Here is a 23,040-nt window from a genome sequence, read left to right as displayed (position 1 = left end):
TGAAGGGGGAATTAAATTCTTCAGGGTTCAATCATAGAAACTCAAATATTTAAGAATTTATAACCATGAAATTTTTTATTGACACCGCAAATCTTGATCAAATCAAAGAGGCGCAAGATCTTGGCATTTTAGATGGCGTAACCACCAACCCTAGCTTAATGGCTAAAGAAGGTATTACCGGCGATGAAAATGTAATTAACCATTATAAAGCGATTTGCGATATTGTTGATGATAACGTAAGTGCTGAAGTTATTTCTACTACTTTTGATGAAATTGTTAAAGAAGGTGAAGCTTTAGCAGCTTTAAACCCGAAAATTGTCGTTAAAGTTCCGATGATTAAAGATGGTGTTAAAGCCATTAAATATTTCTCTTCAAAAGGAATTAAAACCAATTGTACTTTAATTTTCTCTGCCGGACAAGCGTTATTAGCAGCTAAAGCCGGAGCTACTTATGTTTCTCCGTTTTTAGGCCGTTTAGATGATATTTCTAGCGATGGTTTGGTTTTAATCGAAGATATCAGAACTATTTTTGATAACTACGGTTACGAAACTCAGATTTTAGCAGCATCAATCCGCGGACCATTACACATTGTAAACTGTGCTAAATTAGGTGCTGATGTAATTACCGCACCATTGGCTGCAATTGTTGGTTTATTAAAACACCCATTAACCGATAGCGGTTTAGCTACATTTTTAGCTGACCACGCTAAAGCAGCTGGGAAATAGATTAAAATAAGTCGAGAGTCTTTAGTCCTAAGTCTTGAGTCGGTTTCCGGTTTAAGACTTAGGATTTTTTTTTAGGGTATCTTACGAAATCTCAAAGGGGCATTGAGCATTGTAGGATTTCGTAAGGATTAGCTGGGGAAAAGCGTAATAGAATTTCAGCAGCTTTTGACTAACGAAGTTATTCGTCCGCTCCTTCCCTTTCTAATGTTCGTATTCATTGCGGAATTTATTTTTTGGAGCGCAGATACAGTGCTCGTCGGTGGCTGTAGTCCTGCTTTCCATTATATTCCGGTGAATTTTCGATAAATACAAATTAGTCTATTACCGGAATGCCATTTCAATCAGGTCTAGGTGGCCAGAGCATCTGCCGAAATCTCAAAAGGCATGAGTGTTGTAGGATTTCGGAAGTTTAGGTAAGGGATGTGGTATAATTTCGCAGGCTTCTTCAGTTTCTAAACTTCGTAGTCATTGCGTTAACGATGGAACAGCATCCTTTTTGGTTGTCACCCTGAGGGGTAATTTATTTTATAAAAATCAAATTAGTGAAGTATAATTGATTTCTTTTGCCATACACCACAGTCTTGCCTCGGCTCACCGCCGCCGAATGGCTCTTTCTTTTTGGCATCAAAAAGAAACAAAAAATGCCGGCTGAAAATTTTTCTTTTGAAGCCAGTTGTGTGGCCAGAACAATGTAGCCCGAAAAATTTGTTAGGCCGGATTTAAGTAGAACGGGGATACCGTGCTAGGGCCTAGCTGGATGGCAATGCGAAAGCAGTTTAAAAGCTGATTAATAATCATTTGCAAAATAACGTCAATGGTAATGTAATCGAATGACAGCCAAAAAGATATAGTGTACAGCGTGTTAAAACGCCCAAATTATTATCATGGATGATGTAAGGTATATAATGGACTTTGAGTTACGTCACCCCTCTTCCATTTTACATCTTCCCTACACCTAAAACAGTTGTTAGACTAAAGACTCACGACTGAGGACTTCTTTAATCTTTTCATAACTAATCTGCTCATCGGGTTCGATTAGAATGCCTTTCACCCCTGCCCCGTTTGCAGCTTCCACATCTCTTGGTTTATCGCCGATCATGACCGATTGTGCCGGGTCAATATCGTACATATCAATGGCGTCTAAAATCATTCCCGAAGCAGGCTTTCTGCATTTGCATTCTCCGCCAACAGTTGGATGATGCGGGCAATAATAGAAACCAGCAATATCAGCTCCTTTAGCCACAAAAGCATTGCGAAGCATCTGGTGCATAATGGCCAGCTCCTGCTCGGTATAACGCTTTAAGGCAATGCCACCCTGATTGGTAATGACGATTAAAAGATAACCTTCATCGAATAGTTTTTTTAATACCGGAATCTGGTAATCCAGGATTTTAAAATCTTCAACACGGCAGATGTAATCATATATTTCGTGATTGAGTACACCGTCACGATCTAGGAAAATAGCTTTATTCATTATTGAGATATGAGTATTGTAATTTGAGATATGAGATTCAGACCTCGTTTATAATTTCGCCAAAATAAGGGAAAATTAATCGCAAAAGAAAGCCCAATCTAATTAAAGATCGGGCTTAATCATAAAATTTATTTGGTTTTGGTTATTTTAAATTCAATCCAGCTTTGTGGCCTTTTATCGCAAAATACAGAATGTATAAGTAACAAGGTAATACCGTTAAAAGGTAAGCTAACTGAAAGTTAACATGTAATTTTTCGTTCAAAAAGGCGTACAATAATGGCATTAAAGCACCACCTGCAATACCCATAATCATAATAGCTGAACCGATTTTGGTAAATTTACCTAAGTGGCTAATACCTAGCGGGAAAATTGCCGGCCACATTAATGAATTGGCTAAACCCAGTAAGGCTACAAAAATTACAGCAAACCAGCTAGAGATTACAAAAGATAAAATGGTAAAAATGATACCTAAAATCGCACAAATTCTAAGTGCTTTTTGTTGAGAGATGTATTTCGGAATGGTAACAATACCTATAATATAACCGATTAACATACTAAAAAGCGTAATAGAGGTTAATTTCCCGCTTATCTCCGGACTAATGCCTAACTCGCGTCCGTAAATACCAATAATATCACCAGCCATCACCTCTGCACCTACATATACAAAAATACAAAGTGCACCCAGGAATAAGTGTGGGAACTGAAAAATGCTTTTATGTTTTACCACTTCTCCTTTGCTTTCGTCGATTACATCTTCTTCCACTTCAACTTCTGGCAGGTTAGTGAATTTAATGAAAATAGCAAAAAGGCAGAAAACGATAGCTAAAACAATGTAGGGCATATTTACACGGCCTAAAACATCATTTAATAACTGCTCGTGAACCGCGCCTGTAGCTGCTTTGATTTGTTTCTCTACTTCTGAAGCATTTTTCAAAAACAAACTACCCATAATCAAAGGCACAATCATTCCGGCAAATTTATTACAGATACCCGCAATACTGATCCGTTTTGCTGCACTTTCTATTGGGCCGATAATGGTTAAATAAGGATTTGATGCAGTTTGTAATAAAGCTAAAGCGGCACCCTGAACAAAAATTCCGGTTAAAAACAAACCAAAGGTTCTGGTTTGGGCTGCAGGTATAAATATTAATGAACCCAGGCCTAAAATTACCAAGCCTAAAACAATTCCATTTTTAAAACCAACTTTCTTTAGTATCCACGATGATGGCAACGCTAAAAAGAAGTAAGCCATATATGAGGCAAAGGTTACAAAGAATGCCTGTAAGTTTGATAGTCCGAAAGATAATTTAAAGAAAGGAATTAAGGTTCCGTTTGCCCAGGTTACAAAGCCAAAAATAAAGAATAGCGCGCAAATGATAATAAGCGGTTTTGGCCCTTGTGTTTGACCTGATTTTGTTGTTTGTTGCATAAAGATTTGGTTCGGTTTAATTTGATTTGACCAAACTAAACAATAATATTTAATAAAATATGGATCAAACGTTTGCGTAATTTTAACTTTAACAAAAAAAGGCTTTAGTTAGAGCTGACGCACCTAAAACCGGTATGTTCTAAGCCTGTATCAACTGAAGTTTTCATTCTCGAAGTTACCCGGTAACCTTTGCAATAAGAGGCGTTACACATAAAAGAACCGCCCCTTACCACTCTTTTAGGTACTGTTGGCTCCATAGGATCATAACTGTCTGAGGGACCTTTTGGGTTATCGATCAATCCCGAAATTGTGCTATAATAATCCGGGCGGTACCAATCGCTGCACCACTCCCATACGTTGCCCGCCATATCATAAAGTCCGTAACCATTGGGCTTAAATTTTTTCACAGCAGCTAAACCATTAAAACCATCCCAATTGGTGTTTTTAACCGGAAAGCTCCCCTGCCAGGTATTGGCTTTTACTTTACCTTTTTCTATATCTTCATTCCCCCATGGATATTTTTCATTCTTCAAAGCACCTCTTGCAGCATACTCCCATTCCGCTTCTGTTGGTAAACGTTTACCCGACCATTTACAGTAAGCCATGGCATCATCCCAAGATACATGTACCACCGGATAATTTTCTTTTCCTTTAATATCGCTGTTAGGGCCATGAGGATGTTTCCAATTGGCGCCTTTAACCCAACGCCACCATTGTGAGGCGTCATTTAAAGAGGTAACACTTTTAGGCTGATAGAAAACTAAAGATGCGGCAACAAAAACACTATCAGGTGGCTTTGGTGTGCCTGCCGGCAGCTGTTTTTTCATTTCCTCCCAATCTGGTTTACGTTCGGCTGTAGTCAGGTACCCGGTTGCGTCTACAAACTTTTTAAAACTGGCATTGGTTACTTCGGTAGCATCAATCCAGAAAGAAGATACTTTAACCTGGTGTTGCGGATATTCATCATCTCTACCCTCTTTATCAGAAGCACCCATTGCAAACTCACCGGCCGGAATTAAAACCATGCCATCGTGACTTACTTTATTATTAGAAGCGAAACTTGAAGAATCTTTTACCGCACCAAAACGGCTGGGCATGTTTTTTTCACATGAGGCCAAAGAATCTTGCTTGTGTTTGGCCCGTTCTTCTTCTTTAGCATGGTTAGATTGACAAGAAAATACAAAGAGAAGCGGCAAAAAAAACAAAGCAGAAAGAAATCTATACATGATTGATATTAAATTAGGAGCGATAAAAATATCAATTAAGTTTAAAAAAGAGAAGGTAAATAATTAATTCGCCTATAAATCAATACACTAACGCGTTTCGCGATTTTTTATTTGCAGGAAACACTCCATAACCCTATATTTGCACCACTTTAAAGGAAACAGATAACGTTTTTAACAAAGTAGATTCCGTAGCTCAGCTGGTAGAGCATTACACTTTTAATGTAGTGGTCCTGGGTTCGAATCCCAGCGGGATCACAAGAAACCTCACAGAAATGTGAGGTTTTTTTGTTAATACGGATTCGGATCTGGTACGAAATTCTCTTTATCGAGCGAAAAATACAAGCGCGATCCCCCCAAAAAAAACCAGAAACTGCGTCTTTTGTGTTTAATCGTAATGCTCATTTTACACCGCCTGCTCGTTATCAATCTCAATTTGGTCCATAAATCGTCTATTAACTTTGTGAAATTCCTTAATTTTAAATTATAAGCAAATTCTTATGGCACAAAACCAATTAATCAGAATGGATAATATGGGCATTGTTGTAGCATCGCTTGACAATGCCATCTCTTTCTTTACCGAAATCGGTCTGAAACTGGAAGGCCGGGCCACAATCGAGGGCGAATGGGCAGGTAAGGTTACGGGGCTGGGTAACCAGCACGTGGAAGTCGCGATGATGGTGACCCCCGACGGCCACAGCCGACTTGAAATTTCACAGTTTCTGGCTCCACTTACTGTTTCAGACCATCGCACAGCGCCGGTTAATTCCCTGGGCTACCTGCGGGTAATGTTTACCGTTTCAGATATCGAAGAACTCTTACCAAGACTAGAAAAGCTTGGTGCTACACTTGTTGGCGAGGTGGTTCAATATGAAGACTCCTACAAACTGTGCTACATTAGAGGATCAGAAGGCCTTCTCATAGGACTTGCGCAGGAGCTTCACAAAAAATGACAAAATGGGTAGCCGTGTGATCGCTTTTAAGTGATTGGCTTTCTGTTTATTGCTTACAACGACCACACGGCAAGCTCATAACCATCCGGATCAAGGAACTGGAACCTGCGTCCACCGGGAAAAGCAAATATTTCTTTTGAAATTATGCCACCAGCACTAAGAACGCTCGTTCTGGTTCCCTCTAAATCCTGTGAATAAAGTACGACCAGAATGCTTCCTTTCTCAGGCGCTCCTAATGTAAAACCACCGTCAACAAAATCGCCCTCAAAAGCAGTATATTCCGGCCCGTAATCAGTAAAGGTCCACCCGAAAGCCCCGGTATAAAATGCCTTTACCTTTTCAAGGTCGCGCGAAAGAAATTCAAGGTATTGCACCTGCTGGTGTCTAAGTTTCTGCTGGGTATCGTTCATCGTATTGTGTTTGATAAACAAAAATACTTATAAATGACCTTAACTTCCCTGGAAAATATTACTTAGTGCTTAACCATCTGATGGTCTATACGTTGTTTGATGTCATCTCTTTTGTTTGTACTAGCCTTAATTCATTTAGCTTCTTTGTAACACTTTACCAGCGATTACTTGTACCTTAGCCATTAGTGCTAAGCCTTAAGACTCATGCCCCCGTCCATCACAATTTCTGCACCAGTTATATAGGTTGCAGCATCACCACAGAAGAAAGCAACCATTTTTGCCACATCCTCAGATTTCCCAATTTTGCCTAGCGGACTGCGGCTGATGAGCCATTGGTTAATGCCATTTAACTGTTCTTCGTTCAGTCCCATTTTATTCATAATTTCTGTAGCTATGGGTCCTGGGCTTACACTATTTACCCGGATTTGGCGAGGCGCTAACTCTACAGCTGCAATACGCATAACCGAGTTCAGTGCTGATTTGCTTGAAGTATAAATTGAGCTTTTTGCCCCGTCCATGTGTGCGGTATTTGAAGAAAGAAATACCACTGAACTACCATCATTCATCAATGGAATAAATTTGCTCAAAGTAAAGTAGGCACCTTTAAAATTAATACCAAAAATAGTGTCAAAACTTTTTTCAGTCGCCTCTGCAATGCTGCTCTGTTCCACTACACCTGCATTGATAAAAAGGATATCAATTTTATTAAAGATGCTTTCAACATCGCTGGCTAATCCCTCAATTGCGGTGATCTGGCTCTGGTCTGCCACCAAACCTATCACACCAAGTTCTGCAGCAGCCTTATCAACTGCGTCTTTTCTTCTTCCGGTAATGATTACTTCTGCACCCTGTGCTTTTAATTCTTTTGCAGTGGCGTAGCCAATGCCGCTATTTCCGCCGGTTACCAGCGCTTTTTTTCCTGTTAAGTTACTCATGATCAAAAAATAAATTTTATGACGACAAAAATATGCTTATATTGGTATACTTTTGTATTCAGTATAACAGAGTATACCAATAATGGAAACAGAAAAAAGAAACCAGATTGCGACAGAGGTACTGTCCAATCCACGCAATCAACAGGAAGAAATACAGGCTTTGCAGGATACACTTTATGTTCTTGGAGGTAAATGGAAGCTCCCCATTATCAATTCCATTTGTAATGGCAATAAAAGATTCCGTGAAATTGAAAGGAGCATTCCTGGAATTACAACACGTATGCTTTCCAAAGAATTAAAAGAAATGACAGCAAACCAACTGATCAAAAGAACGGTTACAGCTGACACACCGGTAAGTGTGGAATATACATCAACGGAATATTGCAGATCATTTGGGGACATCATCCTGGAAATGATCAGATGGGGCAAAAACCACAGACAGCACCTGAAAGACAGCTGATTAATTCGTGCTTACAAATGGAGACAGCTTTAGCGCGGAACATGACCTTAATGTTGTTGTTTCGCGCTAAAGCAAATTATAATAAAGGTTTTTGCGCTTCACCAGCAGTGATCAGGCTATACAGGCTCTGATTAATTAACTGGCTCCACGCAGTTGAGCAGGCACTGTAACATTCAATTTCAGGATGTATTCCCTGGTGTGTGAACAATAATCTGGTTTTATTCCCTTCGGGGGAAATCTCAAAAATTATTTTTGTGCCGGTCCATTCCGATTTATCTTCAAGAAAATTAAGTTGGCTTTCGGTGACCAGCCAAACCACTTTTTGATCTGGAATTAGCTCGACAACATGCTGCTTAGAATAATGAATATCCTTGTAACGGTAAGTAAACTCGTCACCTAGATCTTTTGTATTTCCTTCGAATTCTCCTGACCACCACTTTTGAGGGGCTACTACAGCTTCAAAAACCTCTCTCAGTGTTTGGTCTACCAGTATCGTAGACGTGAAATTTATAGTTTCCATTTTAAAATAATTTTTCTTGTGGTGGTTTGATGCCTGCCAGACGAATGTAAACTGTCGTTTGCCCTCTGTGATGAGTCTGGTGCTCAAACACCTTAGCCAAAGCGGTTCTTCGGTTCATTTCGAATTTACCCAACATTTTGAAGCTTTCATTCAGCTGTGCATCTGTCATCTTTTTTATATTATCAATTACATAATCATAGCTGGCCAGCACTAACTTAGTGACATTAGATTTGGATTTATCTACAGTTTTTTCCATTTCGCCCAGCGCAAAAGGATCTTTCTGACCTACTGCATCAGCGCCCAGACCATAGTTGGCATCTGCAAGGTGTAACAGCTGTTCAGCAAAAGACCGCATTTCAGGAGTAGGTTTTAAAGAATAAGCACTTTCAGGCATTACATCCAGATATTCTTTGGTGTAAATTTTTGATCTTTCCCACTCCTTAACCAGATCGGTTGCTATTACCTGTGCCTTTACCAGCTGCGTACCCATCATTAGACACATGATGATTACTAATTTTTTAAGTTTCATATTTATATTTTTAGATTTCAATAGATAATTCAAATGGGTTTAATTTAATTACCACACTGATATCGTGACAAGTTAAAAGCAAATTTAGTGTAAACCACATCTTTTAAGGCAGGTCTAAATGGACATTATAGTGGGGTGTTTCAGACATTTATCTTTCTTGTTAACGATTTACCGGTTACATAAATCAGTATCAATTTTATCAGGCCAGTTGAAAATTGTATTTTTCCAAAAAAAGTGTACCGATTGAGTACATTTTATCACAGCCGATATCCTACAGGAAAAATATGAATAAAACATTTTTACTTCTTCTTTTAACTTTTTCTACAGCTTTAGTTTTTGGACAAAAAAATAAATTAAATGATACTGCTCAAAGTAAAGCTTTTGTTTTAGGTGTAATTGATGAAATACAATCGAAAGCGCTCTCAGAAAAGAGGATTTTAAATATATACCTACCCGAAGGGTATAAACAAAATGATACCACAAAATACCCGGTAATTTATTTGCTCGATGGTTCTGCTGATGAAGATTTTATCCATATTGTAGGGCTTGTGCAGTTTAATAGTTTCGAGTGGGTAAATCAGGTTCCTAAATCAATTGTAGTGGGCATTGCAACCGTCGATCGTAAAAGGGATTTTACTTTTCCAACATCAATTGAGCGCGACAAGAAAAGCTACCCTACAACAGGTCATTCGGATAAATTTATTTCCTTTATAGAAAATGAGCTTCAGCCTTATATTCAGGCAAAATATAAAACGAATACAAATAAAACCATCATCGGTCAATCTTTAGGTGGATTGCTGGCGACTGAAATCCTAATCAAAAAACCTGCACTTTTTAATCAATACATTATTATTAGCCCCAGCCTATGGTGGAATAATGGTTCCTTGTTAAATCAAGATTCGAAAATCAAAGAAAGTACTTTTAAGCAGCAAACTTCGGTTTACATTGCTGTTGGTAAAGAAGGTCTTACCCCAACCGAAATACCCAGGGTAATGGAAGTGGATGCAAATGTATTGGCTGAAAAGATAAAAGGGTTTAAAAACAAAAATGTAAAAGTATATTTTGATTTTTTACCCCAAGAGAATCATGCCACCATCATGCATCAGGCGGTTTCCAATTCCTTTAAATTTTTATACCCTGCAGCGAAAAAAGAATAGCTTAATCTACCAGCCAGGTGCAAAACCCATAAACAAAATAGTGGTCGTATCCATCTAAAATTGAGGTTTTTGATTAAAAAATCAATAAAATTTCTTATTTCAAAAAAATAAACGTTAATTAGACATTTATTTATTGTTATGAGCACAGCAAACTATGTAATTGGAGTGGATTACGGGACAGATTCTGTCCGGTCTGTTCTAGTCGATACCGCAAACGGAAAAGAAATAGCCTCATCGGTTTTTCTTTATCCAAGATGGCAGAAAGGTTTATACTGTAAACCCGCTGTTAATCAGTTCCGCCAGCATCCCCTAGATTATATTGAAGGTTTAACCCACACCATAAAAGATTGCCTGGCTAAAGCAGGTGGTGCTGAAATTGCACATTTGGTAAAAGGTATCTCCGTTGATACAACGGGTTCGAGCCCGGTTGCGGTTGATGCAACAGGTACTCCCCTTGCCTTAACTAAAGATTTTGAAGAGAATCCAAATGCCATGTTTGTGCTTTGGAAAGACCATACCTCAGTAAAAGAAGCTGCCGAAATTAATGAACATGCCACAAAATTCGATACCAACTACCTGAAATACGTCGGCGGCATTTATTCGTCAGAATGGTTCTGGTCTAAATTATTGCATATTTTAAGGGTCGATTTGACTATTAAAAAAGGTGCAGCATCATGGGTAGAGCATTGCGACTGGATTCCGTTTTTACTTTGCGGTGGAAACGACATTAGCACAATGAAACGTAGCCGTTGTGCTGCAGGGCATAAAGCACTTTGGGCAGAAGAATTTAACGGTTTACCTCCAGAAGATTTCTTTAGCAGCCTTGATCCGCTTTTAGCCGGCTTCAGAGCTAAATTATTTACCGACACCTATACCTCTGATGTTTCTGCGGGAACATTGAGCGAGGAATGGGCAAACAAATTAGGCTTAAATACTGATGTGGTGGTAGGCGTTGGCGCGTTTGATGCCCATATGGGCGCAGTAGGCGGACAGATTGAACCTTACTACCTGAGTAAAGTAATGGGTACAAGTACCTGCGATATCCTGGTTGCACCCAATCAGGATTTACATGGTAAATTGATTAACGGTATCTGCGGACAGGTTAATGGTTCAGTAATTCCGGGGATGGCAGGTTTAGAGGCTGGTCAATCTGCTTTTGGCGATGTTTATGCCTGGTTTAAAAACTTAATCAGCTGGCCGTTAAATCATTTACTTACAGAATCTGAAGTAATTGATGAAGCTACTGCTACTGCATTAAAGGCTGAATTAGAGGGCAAAATTATTGCTAATTTAAGCAAACAGGCTGATGCTTTACCAAACGAGGATTATGCAGAACTGGCTATTGACTGGTTAAACGGCCGTAGAACACCAGATGCCAATCAGGAACTTAAAGGGGCCATAACAGGTTTAGGTTTAGGGACTGATGCACCTCGGTTTTTCCGTGCTCTAGCTGCAGCAACCTGTTTCGGTGCAAAGGCTATTGTAGATCGGTTTAAAGAACAGGGCGTTCCGGTAAAAGGAATTATCGGCATTGGTGGTGTCGCCAAAAAATCGGCTTATATTATGCAAATGATGGCCGATGTACTGGAAATGCCCATCAGGATTCACCGTTTTGAGCATACCTGTGCATTAGGCGCCGCGATGTTTGCAGCGGTAGCGGCAGGCATTTATCCAGATATCGAAACCGCTATGGCGGCCATGGGAACAGGTTTTGAGAAAGAATATAAGCCCAATATTAAAAAGCAAAAGCTTTACCGCCAGCATTACCAGCAATATTTAGGTCTGGGCAGATACCTGGAGAAATACAATAAAAAAGATGTAAAACCTTATTTATCATGAGCAACTATCAGGATATAAAAGAGCAGGCTTACCAGGCCAATATGCAGTTACCTAAATTGGGACTGGTGCTTTTTACTTTCGGTAATGTAAGTGCTGCAGACCGGTCGAAAGGTGTTTTTGCCATTAAACCAAGCGGTGTGCCTTACGAGGATTTATCACCCGAAAAAATGGTTATTGTAGATTTTAACGGCAACACGGTTGAAGGGACTTTACGCCCCTCATCAGATACCAAGACCCATGCCGTTTTATATCAACACTGGGCAGAAATTGGCGGGATTGTGCATACCCATTCTACTTATGGAACGGCCTGGGCGCAGGCACAAAGGGCAATTCCAATTTTCGGGACCACCCATGCCGACCATTTAACTGTTGATATTCCTTGCGCACCACCAATGGCTGATGAAATGATTAAAGGCAATTATGAGTACGAAACGGGCTTTCAGATCATGAACCATTTTGAAAGTTTGGGTTTAAGTTATCAAGAAGTTGAAATGATTTTGGTGGGTAACCATGCTCCTTTTACCTGGGGAAAAACAGCCGAGAAAGCAGTTTATAACAGTGCTGTTTTAGAAACTGTGGCACAAATGGCTTTGTTAACAGAACAGATCAATCCGCAGGCACCAAAGCTGAAGGATTCGTTAATAGAGAAACATTATGAACGTAAACATGGTGATGGTGCTTATTATGGACAAAAATAAGTTTTGAGTTTAATTGCATAAATTGAATTAAGGGTTTTGGAAAGCAGGTACAGTGGTGCTTAGGAAACGAAAGCCCCGCCATTCGCTATAGTCCCGATGAAGAATCGGGAGCTGTCGCTGCTGTCGGGTTTAAAATTGTAAGTTTTACCTAAGTAATCTAAACCTGATTGGAGTGAGCATGAGCCCAACCGAAGGTGGGTGAATAAAACGGAAAGCAGGACTGCAGTAACCGATGAAATACGGAACCTTGCTTTTCAAAAAAAGAAAAAAAATCGGCCTGTGAGGACACAGACCGTGGCATTGAATAAATTAAAAATAACATAAATAGTAATGATTGATTTAAAAAAATTACAAGTTTGGTTTATCACGGGTACACAACATTTGTACGGTGAAGAAACCTTAAAACAAGTGGCAGCACATGCCCAGGAGGTAGCCGATTCGTTAAACCAAAACGGCAGTATTTCTGTTTCGGTGGTATACAAACCGATTGTAAAAACGACTGAAGAGATTTTCGAAACCTTACAACAAGCCAATATTGACGAGAATTGTATTGGGGTAATCACCTGGATGCATACCTTCTCTCCTGCTAAAATGTGGATCAGGGGTTTAAATGTTTTGCAAAAACCATTACTACATTTACACACACAGTTTAACCGCGATATTCCGTGGAATACCATCGATATGGATTTCATGAACCTGAACCAAAGTGCACATGGAGACCGTGAGTTTGGTTTTATGGTTTCGCGCATGCGCAAAGACCGTAAGGTAGTTGTTGGGCATTGGCAGGATGAAGAAGTGGCCAAACAGATTGATACCTGGTGCAGGGCTGCTGCCGGATGGCACGATTGGCAAGGCGCTAAATTTGCCCGTTTTGGCGATAACATGCGTTATGTTGCCGTTACCGATGGCGATAAAGTTGAAGCTGAAATGAAATTCGGTTTTGCTGTAAATACTTATGGTATAGGCGATTTGGTAGCAGTAATTAATGGAATAGGTGAAGATGCCATTCAGTCTTTATTAGAAGAATACGAAGCCACCTATGAAATGGCTGATGATTTAAAAGCTGGCGGCGCAAGGCACTCATCTGTTTATGAGGCAGCCAAAATTGAATTAGGATTAAGAAAATTCTTAGTAGATGGTGGCTTTAAAGGTTTCTCTGATACTTTCGAAGATTTGCACGGCATGATCCAGCTACCAGGAATTGCTGCGCAGCGTTTAATGGCCGATGGCTATGGCTTTGCAGGTGAAGGCGATTGGAAAACGGCAGCTTTAGTACGTGCCTGTAAAGTAATGGGTGCAGGTTTGGCCGGTGGAAATGCATTTATGGAAGATTATACTTATCACTTCGATCCCGCAAATTCGATGGTTTTAGGCTCGCACATGCTCGAGGTTGATGCTTCTTTGGCTAGCGGTAAAGCAAGCTTAGAGGTTCACCCATTGGGTATTGGTGGTAAAGCTGATCCTGCCCGACTGGTTTTTAATGTTGCTGGTGGTGATGCTTTAAATGCAGCTTTAATTGATATGGGTAACCGTTTTCGTCTGCTGGTGAACGAAGTGAAAGCTGTTGAAGCTGAACATGATTTACCAAACTTACCGGTAGCCCGTGTATTGTGGAAACCTTTACCTGATATGAAAACAGGTTGTGCAGCCTGGATTTATGCCGGTGGTGCACACCATACTGCTTATAGTCAGAATTTAACGACTGAACATTTATTGGATTTTGCCAATATTGCCGGTTTAGAATATGTAAATATTGGTGCTGATACCAAAATCAATCAGTTCAGAAATGAATTGCATTGGAATGAGGTTTTTTATAAGTAATTTCAATAAAACCTTAATGCAAAAGCCGGTAATCATAAGATTACCAGCTTTTTTATGCGATCGTATTCCTGTGATTGTATTAATGAAACAAGTACAATTGAAAGGTTCCAATAAAAAAATCGTCATCTCGACTGAAGCAAAGTCCCGATTTTAAATCGGGAGAGAGATCTATTAAGTAATAGTAAATTGAAAATAGATTTCTCGGCTGCGTTGCACTTCGCTCGAAATGACGAACCATCATCCTGAACTTGTTTCAGGATCTTCTGGCAGGAATATTATGTATAATAGATGCTGAAATAAATTCAGCATGACGACCAGCGTTAAATTATGGCTAAAGTTTAATTCCCCAAACTAACCATAGCCTTAATCACCCCGTTTTTAGGATCTAACCAGCTTTCGAACTCATCTTTTACCGCTTCGAATTGAACCTGATGCGTGATGTAATTTGTTGGATTAACCAAACCTGCCTTCATCGATTTAATTACATGTTCAAAATCTTCAATGGTGGCATTTCTGCTGCTCATTAAGGTGGATTCTCTTTTATGAAACTCAGGATGGTTAAAAATTAAATCCCCTTTTTGAAGTCCGATTAAAACGAACCTGGCTCCATGTGCCATATAGTTTATGGCGTTATTAATTGCCTTTTGGTTACCTGTAGCATCAATTACAACCGTTGGCATATCGCCATTGGTAATGTCGCTAAGTTGCTGCACCACATCAGGAGAAAGGGCATTAACCACATGGGCCACCTTTAATTTATCTTTACAGAAAGCCAGGCGGTCTTCATTAATATCCAAAGCAATCACATTTGCGCCTGCTATCCTTGCAAATTCCATTGTACCTAAACCAATTGGTCCGGCACCAATAACAAGTACAAACTCTCCGGGCTGAACATCTGCCCGGCGGACACCATGTGCACCGATGGCTAAAGGTTCCACTAATGCCAGTTCATCATAACTCAAGCCTTCGCCATGTAAAAGTGTTCTGGAAGGAACCTGTAAATATTCGCGCATTCCTCCATCAACATGTACACCGCAAACCTGCATTTTAACACAACAGTTAGGTTTGTTCATTCTACAGGCAATACATTCACCACAATTAAAATATGGAATAAAAGTAACCGCCTCTCCTATTTTGAAACCATCAGCTCCATCGGCCTCAACCAACTCGCCAGACAACTCGTGACCTAAAACCCGTGGGTAATTAAAGAAAGGTTGGGTACCTTCAAAGGCATGTAAATCGGTTCCACAAATACCGATTCTTTTAATTTTTATAATTGCATGGTCTTTTTTAAGTTCAGGTTTTGTTGTTTCTGAATATTCGAAAGTTCCAGGTGTTGTACAGGTAAGGGTTTTCATTTAAATTGAAGGTTAATCGTATAAATTGGTCAATCGGTTAACTGTAATTTGTAAACTGTTAACTAAAAACTGCGGACAGAACTAGGCGTTGGCTAAAGCTCTATCTAAATGAACATAACCGCCATCAACGTGAATAATTTGTCCGGTGGTATGGCTTGATTTACTTGACATTAAAAAAGCCGTCATATTCGCAATTTCTTCAGCAGTTGTCATTCTGTTCTCCAATGGAATTTTAGCCGTAATCTCTTTTAACTTTTCTTCCGCATTGTCTAAAGTCTCGATCCAGGTTTCGTAGGCGGGTGTCCAGCATTCGGCAACCACTACTGCATTTACACGGATGCCATATTTCAGTAATTCAACTGCCCACTCACGGGTTAAGGCATTTCTCCCACCATTAGCAGCTGCGTAAGCTGAAGTATTTCCTTGTCCCGTTTCTGCGGTTTTAGAGGTGATGTTGACAATAGCACCTTTGCTCTTAATTAATTCTGGCAAAACATGGTGCGCCATCAAATAATAATGTACCACATTTTTATGCAGCGAGGCCATAAAGTCTTTATAGTTGCCACTTTCTAAACCCACACCATCATTAACGCCTGCGTTATTTACTAAACCATCAATCCTGCCGAACTGTGCTACTATATTTTTCACCACGGTTTCGCAATCTTCCGGGTTAGATAGTTCAGCCACAAATTGTGCTGCTTTTCCGCCATTTGTAGCAATTGCATCAACCACGATCTGATTGTCTTCTGCTTTTCTGCCAACAATTACCGCAATTGCATTTTCTTTGGCAAATACTTCTGCAATACTACGGCCAATGCCTTTTGCAGCACCCGTGATGACAATAACTTTTTCTTTTAATTGTAAATCCATCTCTTTTTTATATTAAAGCGTCCATCATGCTGGTCCGAAGTTCTGGGATCAGCATCTTTCCTGTTAGATACTGAAACAAGTTCAGGATGACGATACCGCTTAATTAATCATTATTTTTATATCAGTCTTTCTCGATTCAGGTAATACCTTCAATTCTATTAATTTTCCATCTTTTAAAGTTCCTTCTACCGTGGTTTGGTAAGGCGCATAAAGTTTGAAATGCACATCCCAATCTTTTGGCCATGCCGGAAACAAATATATTTTTTTTTCGTCAACCTGCATCAGCATTTCTTGTAAGCCGATCATACCCGATCCACCCCAGTTGTGGTCCGGTGTCCAGTCGAAACCTGGCCCCCAAAATGCAGGAAACCTCCTGCCAGAATCTTTTAACTTAGCTATAGTTAGCTTGGCTGCATCTTCAGTTAAGCCCAACCTTGCAGCGAAGATGTTATCCTGTTTCCATCCGATATGGTTTCTGAATTTCAGCACATCGGTATCGTATTTAAAAGTATTAATTGCGGTATCTAAACCAGGTTTACCCATTCCATAAATTCCCCATGGATATACAGGATACAACTGTGGACTCTCCTGATTGTTAATACGCTCCCAAAGTTTAGCAGGAGAAATGGTGGCATGTCCTTCGAAAGCCCTGAAACTTATTGGTGGAATGGTTTTTAGCATCGCTGCCCATTCGGTTTTTTTGCTTTCAGACAAAGAAGGCAGCGCCATTAATCTTTCCAGAACTGTTTTTAAAGACGCAATTGTAGAGGTAGAATTGTAAGCCATTTTATAGGTTTCGGCCCCGGAACCTGGATATAAAATCAAATGTCCTTCGGCATCCAAAGCTTTTGCGCCTCTTTGTTTGGCTAAATAAGTATAATGTTCTTTAAAAAAGGTAAGTGAACTTTCGATTAAAGGAAGGTACTTATCGATGTTTTTGCCACCATACCTTTCAGTTTCCAAAATCATCATACAGAACTCCAGCACAGTGTCCCATTCGTATTCTAACCAGGCATTATACTCCATACCTTTATTAAAATCAGCAGGGCGTTTCCAGCCATACTCAGCAGGATTTGGTAGTCCGAAATTTTCTAATTGTTCGGTAAAACTAGCGCCCTTATGCCCCCAGGATGCTTCAGTCCTGATTTCTGCATTCTTCAATAAATTCAGATAGAAATCGAACTGAGCTTTCATCATATCAAAATCTCCGCTTTTCAACATTGGCCAATACACCAGGCGCTGGTTTTGAGCGGTATGTGTTCCACCACCCCAGTTTCTGAAATCTGGTGTGTATTTTAAGGCCGTATCCGTTAACTGAGGGTCGAAAGTAAAAAGTCCGCCGTTAAATTTTGTTGGATATTGACCAAAGGCATTGCAGCCCAGCATATACCGGAACAACTGATAGTTTTTAGCCGATTGATTTGCCGTTTCGTCTTTAGCCTGAATGTAAATGAAACTTTTTGCCCAATAGGCATTCCACCATTTTATACTGGCTTTTTGATCGTTTTTAACCTTTATCCTATTTAAATCCTTCTCCCATTCGCTAACTGATGCTGTTTTTGAAGTATTTAAAGTAACGGTGATATGGTTTGAAACAGCAGGCGTTTTACTTTTCAAAGTCCAGGCTTTAAATGGCGTACTGAGGTATATCCCTGAATAGTTTCCGGCCGGCACCATATTACTGCCTTGCATGCCACCTCCGGAAATGAGATTTTTTAAAGGATTAAAGAGATCAGCTTTTCTGTCTTCAAGTCCCTGCTGTTTTACGGTAACATCGAATACGGTTTCAGGTTTGTTCTGATGGTAGAATTGAATAACATTATTTTTAAAGGCTATTTCATCTTTCCATGTTTTAACAATACCCTGAGGTGCCCATTTATACGAATTCTGGTTATTTTCTTTGCCTTTCGTGATGCGGTCTTCAAAACGCCAGCTTTCGTAACTGGCTTCGGTTGTAACTTTCTGATTGGATTTTACATCAAGGTGGATGACCGGATTAAAAACATCTACCCAAACCTTAATTTGAGTGTTTAATTGACCATTTGTGCCGGAAATCAGGGCATAACCATCTCTTAAAATCAGTTCCTGTTTGAAGGTTTTTCCTTCGAAAGGATTCGGACTTAACCTCAGTTTAACACGACCAAGTTTGAGTAAGGTATTATTTTCATCAAATGTTCCGCTACGCGATAAGTAGAGATAAACATCACCTTTTTCTACCCAAAGGTTTAAGCCAATATCGCCACCACCTACGGGCATAGATGCTGATGAATTGTTACTTTGTGAGGTCCATACCACATTGTCTTTTTCTTGCGAAAAAGCATTTGGAATGATTAACCACAAAAAGACAAAGAAAAGGTGTGTGTTTTTTGACCACCTAAGGCACCTGAGACCACATAAGAAATTTAAAGGAATTTTCAACCATATCAGGCATGAAAGAACATTTAAGTTCCTGGCTAAAATACCTCGTGCGCTTTGTGTCTTAGTGGCTAAAATCATGATTAATTATCCCAGTTATCAGTACGGAATGAGGAAACAGGCAGGCCATCGTTTCCAAACAAATCCCCAATTACGAAATCTTTAAAGGCGTAACGAACGGCTACGGGCGCTTTAACTTCAGGGGCTGAAACGTTTATGCTACTTCCTTTTATGGCTGCTTTTGCCGGATAAAATTTCTTGTCGGCTCCTGCAATTTCGAATAAAGATAGTTCTTTACCGAAAGAAGTTAAGCCGTTTGGTACATTTTGAAATTTGATCACAGCAGTATTCTTTTCTACCGTTAATGATTCGTAATTGGGGCTTGAGAAACCAAAACCTTTAATGCCATAAGTTTGAGCTAAAGCAAGGTAAGCCAGTCTCTGTCCGCCTTGTTTTTTGTTTGCTGGGTGAATAGATTTTTCTTCGCCAATATCCAATAAAACTGCCATTCCAGAATTTGGAATTTTAGCCAATGATTTACGTTGTGCTTCTCTTAAATAGGCTGAATTATATTTTCCACCAATATGATTAGGAGGCAATTGTGCATAATTATATGGTGCAATCTGGGCATAATAGAACGGGAAATCGCCATTGTCCCAGTTTTTACGCCAGGAAGAAACCATTGCAGGAAACAGATCTTCGTAACGATCCGGACGCTCGTAATTAGATTCGCCCTGGTACCAGATAACACCTTTTATGCCATAACCCATCACTGGATACAGCATACCATTATACAGGGTGGTTGGTGTGCGGCTAACTTCTTTAATGCTGTCGCCTTTTGATGGAATTTTAATTTCGGTATAGGCTTTTAGATCTTCCGGCGACATCCAGGCCTCGATAGTTGATCCTCCGTAACTGTCGTTGATGATTCCAATTGGTACGTTCAACATTTCGCTTAACAACGAACCAAAATAATAGGCCGTGGCACTGAAATTAGAAACGGTTTCTGGTGCAGCCAATTTCCAATCAGAAGGCTTGCTATTTTCTTGTCTTTCGGTTATTGAAGAACGTGGAACGGTATACAACCTGATATTTTTATTCGACGATTTTAAAATGACCTCGTTAGAACCAATTATGGGTTGGCTTTTAAAACCTTTCATCGGCATCTCCATGTTTGATTGTCCGCCGCAAAACCACACTTCGCCGATCAGGATATCGGTTAAAACTAATTTTTCACCATCATTTAATTCAATTTCGTAAGGCCCTCCTGCTGTTGGTGTGGCCACCCTTACCTTCCATTTACCAAGCTGATCGGAAGTAACGGTATAGTTTTGTTTGTTCCAGGAAGTACTGATCTTTACTTTGCTTGCGGGTTTAGCCCAGCCCCAGATCGCCACATTGCTTTGTTGCTGTAGCACCATGTGATTTGTAAAAATAGACACGGGCTTAACCATTGCAGATGCGATGAAGCAACATGCAAGGTTTAAAAATATGATGAGTTTTAGTTTCATTGTTTTCATTTATTTTTTAGTCGGGAGTCACCCTCACCTGAGTTTACGAAAGCTACGAAGTAAACCTAGCTTTAAGCGAGCTCACCGAAGGTAATTTATTTCAGGGTCTTAAGCTAGAAAGATGCTGAAATAAATTCAGCATGACGAAACGCCTACCAGTCCTCTACACATTATCTACTCACCGGCAACCATACCGACATTTCTGAATGTCCTCTGTTTCCCCAGGCAAAATACGGTACCAGCTTTATTTGTATTTCTTCGTTTTTATAGTCAATCGGACGGTATAACACATTTTTCCAGTTGTTCGGTTCCACTATTTTTGCGCTACCGACCAGACTCATCATTTCAGCCCCATCGATATTTATCGACTTTGCCTCGAACTTAGTTGAGGTAGGCACAAAAGCATTGAAAATACTTTTTCCAGGTAGATCTGTCGATTCTAAACAATAAACAACCGGGCCACGTTTTACGGCGATCTGGTTTCTGTTTTCTTCCACCAGGGGATTGGCCTCGATCAGTGTGGCATCCATAGGCAGGTTTAACTCGATTACATCTCCTTTTTTCCAGATACGATTAACATCTGCATAGGTACCCGAAGTGGCCTTAATATTTACAGCTCTTCCGTTGATCGTAATTTTTGCATCATGTGTCCACGCCGGGATTCTCAAAAAAATTGAATAAGCCTTAGGTTCCGTTTCTTTGATGTTGATTTTTATCCTTCCATCCCATGGATAATTGGTTTCTTCCGATAATGAAATCTTTGTTCCATCAGCTAATTTAGTACTTAAGTTATTACCTCCATATAAATTAAACCACAGTCCTTTATCAGAAACACTATAAGCGTAATCACTTACTTCAGCAATGGTACGTACCACGTTCGGCGGGCAGCAGTTTGATAAGGTTATATAGGGTACTCTATCTTTCGACCAGCGTTGTTTAAAAGGTAAATCATTCGATTGAGCTAATGGATTGGTATACAAAAAGTTCTTTCCATCTAAACTGATTCCTGATAAAACGCTGTTATGTAAAGCCAGTTCCATCACATCAGCATATTTGGCATCTGCTGTAATCTGCAGCATTCGCCAGTTCCAAAGTACGTTGCCAATATTGGCACAGGTTTCGTTATGCGCAGTGAAATTGGGTAACTGGTAATCGCGGCCAAATGCCTGGTGAATTTTCTGCACATCTGCGGGATTGTAAGACGTACCATCTGGCGAAGTACCATCGTATAGTGAGCCACAGCCACCTGTAATATACATTTTGTGTTGATTTACATCATCCCACATCAAATTTAAGGTATTTAATAGCGAGTCTTTACCCGTTTCGGTATAAAGGTCGGCCACACCAGCGTAAAGATAATTTGCCCTTACAGCATGTCCCATGGCTTTAGTTTGCTGTAAAAATGGAATCCGATCCTGATTATCGTCTGTTCCATCATCAATTTTACCTTTAATGGCAATTAAATGTTTAGCAAGTTCCAGATAGCGTGGGTCTTTTGTGGTGCGGTACATTTCTATCACGCCCATATAATGCGATGGACAAATGGCATTTCTCGCTAATGTAGGTGAGGCCGATTTATAGAAGTTGTATAAATAATCGGTTGCCTTTTTAGCGATGTTAAGTAAAGTAGTTTTACCTGTAGCGCGATAATGGATGCATCCAGCTGTCATTAAATGGCCAATATTGTAGGATTCAAAGCTTAACCGATCCTGAAACTGGTTTTTAGAACCGGTTTTTCGTTGCTCAATCATGGCCTTGGTGTAGATGTATCCATCTTCACGCTGCGATTTACCGATCACTACAATGGCCTGATCCATCATTTCGTTCAGTTTTGGGTTTTTGGTTGAAGCATAAAGCGCAGCTACAGCCTCCAAAGTTTTGTAGTAATCGCCATCATGGAAAGAAGGGCCTGAATGAGATCCGGTATCCAATCCTGCTGCAATTCTGAAATTTTCGAAAGCATGACTGATTTTAGGATCGTTATAAATGGCCCACATATTGGGTACCATGGTTTCGGTAGCTATTTTGAAACGATCTGCCCAAAAACCCTTCGTCCAGGTTACATCAGTCATATTGATGCTGTGCAATTTGGCGTAGGGTGAATTTGAATTGTTTACCAAGGCTTTTTCCTGTGCATTTAAGCAGAGCACTATGGTTAGCAAAGCAAGGGATAAATTAATTTTTAATGCGTTCATATCTTATTGGTTTGGGAGCTTAGTGAAGGACAGTTATTTTGTCTTCATATTATTTCTGCTTGTCCAATTTGCCTTTGTCCTTCATGTATCCACCAAATTCGGCCTTTGTCTAGATATTTTTCAATTGGTTGATTTATTAGAAAGCGAACTGTTACTACTCTTTCTTCTCCGGGTTCAATTGTCGGTTTGCCTTCAAATATGATGTCGCCAATGTATGTCTGCAACAATTGTCCGTTGTCACTGTACTCAAAAACATGATTTGGTCTGTATCCACTAATAAATCCAGTTTGCCGTCCACCTTCCTCTACTGTTTTGAGTTTTAATTTGGCTTTTACAGGCAAAAGTCCGCCACTATTTTCATATGCTAAATCTCGAATACTGATCAATGTATATTTATCATAAGCCATGATATCAAATACTTTTGATTGTCCGGTATTAAGCCAGCGTTTGTATATAAGATTTCCATTCATGTATAGATACAGCTCGTTTCCTTCTATTTTCTTTAGTATTGCCATCTT

Annotated in this window: 20 protein-coding genes and 1 tRNA gene; 8 read left to right on the top strand and 13 right to left on the bottom strand. The window is 39.8% G+C overall.

What is annotated here, in order from left to right:
- The first annotated feature begins 65 nt into the window (after nucleotides 1–65).
- Complete coding sequence (locus CA265_08685) at nucleotides 66–725, top strand: fructose-6-phosphate aldolase (protein ID ARS39718.1); 660 nt, start codon at nucleotides 66–68, stop codon at nucleotides 723–725.
- Between the two features lie 967 nt (nucleotides 726–1,692).
- Here the strand turns inward: CA265_08685 and CA265_08680 are convergent.
- The 3 genes from CA265_08680 to CA265_08670 all read right to left on the bottom strand — a co-directional run bounded on the left by CA265_08680 (nucleotide 1,693) and on the right by CA265_08670 (nucleotide 4,854).
- Entirely contained in the window at nucleotides 1,693–2,199 is a 507-nt protein-coding gene (locus CA265_08680; GenBank protein ARS39717.1) for a histidinol phosphate phosphatase, read from the bottom strand.
- A gap of 142 nt (nucleotides 2,200–2,341) precedes the next feature.
- Nucleotides 2,342–3,628, bottom strand: coding sequence for a glucose/galactose MFS transporter (locus CA265_08675; protein ID ARS39716.1), 1,287 nt, complete (start codon nucleotides 3,626–3,628; stop codon nucleotides 2,342–2,344).
- A gap of 104 nt (nucleotides 3,629–3,732) precedes the next feature.
- The gene (locus CA265_08670; protein ARS39715.1) at nucleotides 3,733–4,854 is read right to left on the bottom strand and encodes a sulfatase; all 1,122 of its coding nucleotides are present in this window, start codon (nucleotides 4,852–4,854) and stop codon (nucleotides 3,733–3,735) included.
- 182 nt (nucleotides 4,855–5,036) lie between these two features.
- Here CA265_08670 and CA265_08665 point away from each other — a divergent pair.
- Together CA265_08665 and CA265_08660 are read left to right on the top strand one after the other, a co-directional pair.
- Nucleotides 5,037–5,112 (top strand) — tRNA-Lys (locus CA265_08665).
- Nucleotides 5,113–5,351: 239 nt separating this feature from the next.
- The gene (locus CA265_08660) at nucleotides 5,352–5,804 is read left to right on the top strand and encodes a glyoxalase (GenBank protein ID ARS39714.1); all 453 of its coding nucleotides are present in this window, start codon (nucleotides 5,352–5,354) and stop codon (nucleotides 5,802–5,804) included.
- A 53-nt stretch (nucleotides 5,805–5,857) separates the two neighbouring features.
- Here the strand turns inward: CA265_08660 and CA265_08655 are convergent, their stop codons facing one another.
- Nucleotides 5,858–6,214 carry a glyoxalase family protein gene (locus CA265_08655; GenBank protein ID ARS39713.1) on the bottom strand — a complete coding sequence of 119 codons (357 nt, stop codon included), beginning with the start codon at nucleotides 6,212–6,214 and terminating at the stop codon, nucleotides 5,858–5,860.
- A gap of 188 nt (nucleotides 6,215–6,402) precedes the next feature.
- Nucleotides 6,403–7,149: a short-chain dehydrogenase gene (locus CA265_08650; protein ID ARS39712.1), complete on the bottom strand. Its 747-nt coding sequence runs from the start codon at nucleotides 7,147–7,149 to the stop codon at nucleotides 6,403–6,405.
- Nucleotides 7,150–7,231: 82 nt separating this feature from the next.
- On the opposite strand from CA265_08650, the gene CA265_08645 reads away from it, so the two are divergent.
- Complete coding sequence (locus tag CA265_08645; protein ID ARS39711.1) at nucleotides 7,232–7,609, top strand: transcriptional regulator; 378 nt, start codon at nucleotides 7,232–7,234, stop codon at nucleotides 7,607–7,609.
- A 76-nt stretch (nucleotides 7,610–7,685) separates the two neighbouring features.
- Here CA265_08645 and CA265_08640 read toward each other — a convergent pair whose 3' ends face one another.
- Both CA265_08640 and CA265_08635 read right to left on the bottom strand, forming a co-directional pair.
- On the bottom strand, nucleotides 7,686–8,129 hold the full coding sequence (locus tag CA265_08640) for an ATPase (protein ARS39710.1): 444 nt from the start codon (nucleotides 8,127–8,129) through the stop codon (nucleotides 7,686–7,688).
- 1 nt (nucleotide 8,130) lies between these two features.
- A complete protein-coding gene (locus tag CA265_08635; protein ARS39709.1) occupies nucleotides 8,131–8,658 on the bottom strand; it encodes a damage-inducible protein DinB in 528 nt (175 codons plus the stop codon).
- A gap of 284 nt (nucleotides 8,659–8,942) precedes the next feature.
- Between CA265_08635 and CA265_08630 the strand changes: the two genes are divergently transcribed.
- From CA265_08630 to CA265_08615, 4 genes are all read left to right on the top strand, one after another.
- A complete protein-coding gene (locus CA265_08630; GenBank protein ARS39708.1) occupies nucleotides 8,943–9,815 on the top strand; it encodes an esterase in 873 nt (290 codons plus the stop codon).
- 138 nt (nucleotides 9,816–9,953) lie between these two features.
- A complete protein-coding gene (locus tag CA265_08625; protein ID ARS39707.1) occupies nucleotides 9,954–11,654 on the top strand; it encodes a ribulokinase in 1,701 nt (566 codons plus the stop codon).
- Complete coding sequence (gene araD, locus CA265_08620; GenBank protein ARS39706.1) at nucleotides 11,651–12,352, top strand: L-ribulose-5-phosphate 4-epimerase; 702 nt, start codon at nucleotides 11,651–11,653, stop codon at nucleotides 12,350–12,352. Before CA265_08625 ends, araD begins: the two co-directional genes overlap by 4 nt.
- A 330-nt stretch (nucleotides 12,353–12,682) precedes the next feature.
- Complete coding sequence (locus tag CA265_08615; protein ID ARS39705.1) at nucleotides 12,683–14,173, top strand: L-arabinose isomerase; 1,491 nt, start codon at nucleotides 12,683–12,685, stop codon at nucleotides 14,171–14,173.
- Nucleotides 14,174–14,511: 338 nt separating this feature from the next.
- Here CA265_08615 and CA265_08610 read toward each other — a convergent pair whose 3' ends face one another.
- The 6 genes from CA265_08610 to CA265_08585 all read right to left on the bottom strand — a co-directional run bounded on the left by CA265_08610 (nucleotide 14,512) and on the right by CA265_08585 (nucleotide 23,037).
- The gene (locus CA265_08610) at nucleotides 14,512–15,531 is read right to left on the bottom strand and encodes an alcohol dehydrogenase (GenBank protein ARS39704.1); all 1,020 of its coding nucleotides are present in this window, start codon (nucleotides 15,529–15,531) and stop codon (nucleotides 14,512–14,514) included.
- 81 nt (nucleotides 15,532–15,612) lie between these two features.
- On the bottom strand, nucleotides 15,613–16,401 hold the full coding sequence (locus CA265_08605; GenBank protein ARS39703.1) for a short-chain dehydrogenase: 789 nt from the start codon (nucleotides 16,399–16,401) through the stop codon (nucleotides 15,613–15,615).
- Nucleotides 16,402–16,500: 99 nt separating this feature from the next.
- Nucleotides 16,501–18,741 (bottom strand): hypothetical protein, encoded by a 2,241-nt coding sequence (locus CA265_08600; GenBank protein ARS39702.1) that lies wholly within the window; start codon nucleotides 18,739–18,741, stop codon nucleotides 16,501–16,503.
- A gap of 158 nt (nucleotides 18,742–18,899) precedes the next feature.
- Entirely contained in the window at nucleotides 18,900–20,336 is a 1,437-nt protein-coding gene (locus CA265_08595) for a sialate O-acetylesterase (GenBank protein ID ARS39701.1), read from the bottom strand.
- Nucleotides 20,337–20,497: 161 nt separating this feature from the next.
- Entirely contained in the window at nucleotides 20,498–22,522 is a 2,025-nt protein-coding gene (locus tag CA265_08590; protein ID ARS39700.1) for an ATP-binding protein, read from the bottom strand.
- A gap of 44 nt (nucleotides 22,523–22,566) precedes the next feature.
- Nucleotides 22,567–23,037, bottom strand: coding sequence for a hypothetical protein (locus tag CA265_08585; protein ID ARS39699.1), 471 nt, complete (start codon nucleotides 23,035–23,037; stop codon nucleotides 22,567–22,569).
- Nucleotides 23,038–23,040: the final 3 nt, after the last annotated feature.

The sequence above is a fragment of the Sphingobacteriaceae bacterium GW460-11-11-14-LB5 genome (genome assembly GCA_002151545.1).
In the GTDB taxonomy this organism is placed as follows: Bacteria; Bacteroidota; Bacteroidia; order Sphingobacteriales; family Sphingobacteriaceae; genus Pedobacter.
Note: the sequence above shows the minus strand (reverse complement) of the source record. Positions and strands in the feature narration are given on the sequence as shown.